Source organism: Okeania sp. SIO2C2 (genome assembly GCF_010692625.1).
Lineage (GTDB): Bacteria > Cyanobacteriota > Cyanobacteriia > Cyanobacteriales > Microcoleaceae > Okeania > Okeania hirsuta.
Genome location: NZ_JAAHGM010000155.1, coordinates 1 through 1940 on the forward strand (window position 1 = coordinate 1; position 1940 = coordinate 1940).

Annotated in this window: 2 protein-coding genes and 1 pseudogene; all 3 read left to right on the forward strand. The window is 40.9% G+C overall.

Features of this window, described 5'->3' with window-relative positions; translation table 11 throughout:
- Positions 1 to 118 precede the first annotated feature (118 nt).
- A pseudogene (locus tag F6K18_RS36020) lies at positions 119 to 269 on the forward strand (IS1 family transposase); the annotation flags it as partial.
- Between the two features lie 355 nt (positions 270 to 624).
- Entirely contained in the window at positions 625 to 1065 is a 441-nt protein-coding gene (locus F6K18_RS36025) for a hypothetical protein (RefSeq protein WP_287528160.1), read from the forward strand.
- 15 nt (positions 1066 to 1080) lie between these two features.
- Positions 1081 to 1785 carry a hypothetical protein gene (locus F6K18_RS36030; protein ID WP_287528162.1) on the forward strand — a complete coding sequence of 235 codons (705 nt, stop codon included), beginning with the start codon at positions 1081 to 1083 and terminating at the stop codon, positions 1783 to 1785.
- Positions 1786 to 1940 lie beyond the last annotated feature (155 nt).

Genomic DNA, 1940 nt, shown 5'->3' on the forward strand with positions numbered 1-1940 from the left:
ACTGGACAGTACAAAGTTCTTAGTGGAAAAAACGGCGTTGGTGAATTAAGGTATGATTTGAGAAAGGAGCGATATAGCTGCCGCTAGGCTCCGCCAACGCTAATTAGGCAGAAAAATTATGAAATGTCCAAATTGGTCAATCAACTCACAGGATAAAAATGGCCAAAAGAAAGGAAAGCAAAACTATATTTGTGTAGAATGTGATGGTCAATTTATTGATGGCGATGAAACTTATAGAGGTTATAGTGATCAACTCTGCAGATGAATGCTGAAAAATGTATGTTCATGGTCTGGGATGCTTCAATTAAGACCTATTCAAAGTCTGTCAAACTGCTTGAAGGGTGGCATTTACCCAACTGTTGTTGATGATCACCAGAGCGATCGCTCTGGGCACAACACCAGTTCTATGACTAACTAAGTATACCTTTTCCTGAGAAGATACCACTCAGGGGTTCTATAGATATTAACAGCGATCGCTCCTTTCTCAAATCATACCTTAATTCACCAAGGCCGAAAAAACATTCTCCGCTCTGATGTCAGGGAATGGTGCATACTGGTTAATGATTCTTAATTTTTACCAGCTAATCTCTCGGGATGCACCTAATCCGTCGAATAGAGCAAATTTTGACCAACTTACGTCCAGTGTTTAGTCGCCATGCTACTTATGAGTGGTTAGTTATCCTAATTTGGGGTATTCTTTTATGCACTCAACATCGGGCAATTACAAGTGTTCTCAATGCCATGGGACTGACACAACATTACTATACCCAAGCTTTGCACTGGTTTCATTCACAAGGGATTAGTGCCCAAAAATTATCTATTGGGTGGCACAAATGGTTAATCACTCACCCAAAAGTCCATCGTCTCAGAGGTCAACCAGTTTATGTGGGTGATGGTATTAAAGTCGGTAAGGAAGGAAAAAAAATGCCTGCGGTGAAAAAACTACATAATGAATCAGAAAATGTAACCAAGGCAGAGTGGATACGAGGTCATTATTTTGGAGTTATCACCTTACTCTTAGAAGCAGGCTCTTGTTTGAAAGCGGTTCCTGTAACTTTGGGGTGACAAGATGGTATCAAGATGACTGAGGATGATGAAACTACAATAGTAGATCGAATGTCTACTTTGTGCGTAGAACTTATCCATGCTGGTGGTTATATCATCCTTGATGCTTCTAAAGCTTCTAAACAGTTGATTGAAGAGTTTAGGAAGCACAAGTTACAGTTAATTACTAGAGTACGAATCAATCCACTCGGCAAATATCCTTTACCAATACCACCGCTAAAACGCAGTCGTGGCAGACCTCGTATCTGGGGTGAATCAGTCAAATTACGCAACTTTTTTAATGAGAAAGACTGCTTCACTACAGAAACTCTACTACTTTACGGCAAGATGGTGACACTCAGAGATCGCGCCATAGATTTGCATTGGGATTGTCCCGTTAGAAAGGTGCGTTTTGTCCTAGCTGTGTGGCCGGAAGGGAAACAAATAATTCTGCTTTCAACCGATGTCACTCTATCAGCAGTAGAAATTGTCACCGCTGACAGTTGGCGTTTTAAAATTGAAGTAACTTTCCGCAACTTGATTCAACTATTGTCTGGTTTTAGCTATCGATTTTGGATGAAAGATATGGCCCCAACTAAGGGGTGGCCGAAAGACTTAATTCTCAGTCAGTATTCGCACAAGCAGCAGCAACAAGTTAAAAGAAAAGTCGAAGCTATGGAGAGATTTGTACTGATCAACGCTATGGCCCTAGCTGTTTTACAACTACTTAGTTTAGATTAGTTTAGAGATGCCCATGATGATCTCGAAGGACTTCCCTCATTGGTTTCGTACTCTACCTTCCAATGGTTATCCGAGGGAACAGATAGTTCTACTGACACTCTCCGAACAGAGGAAGCATATTTTAGCAAAAAGTAGGTCAGGTCTACTGAGTGACA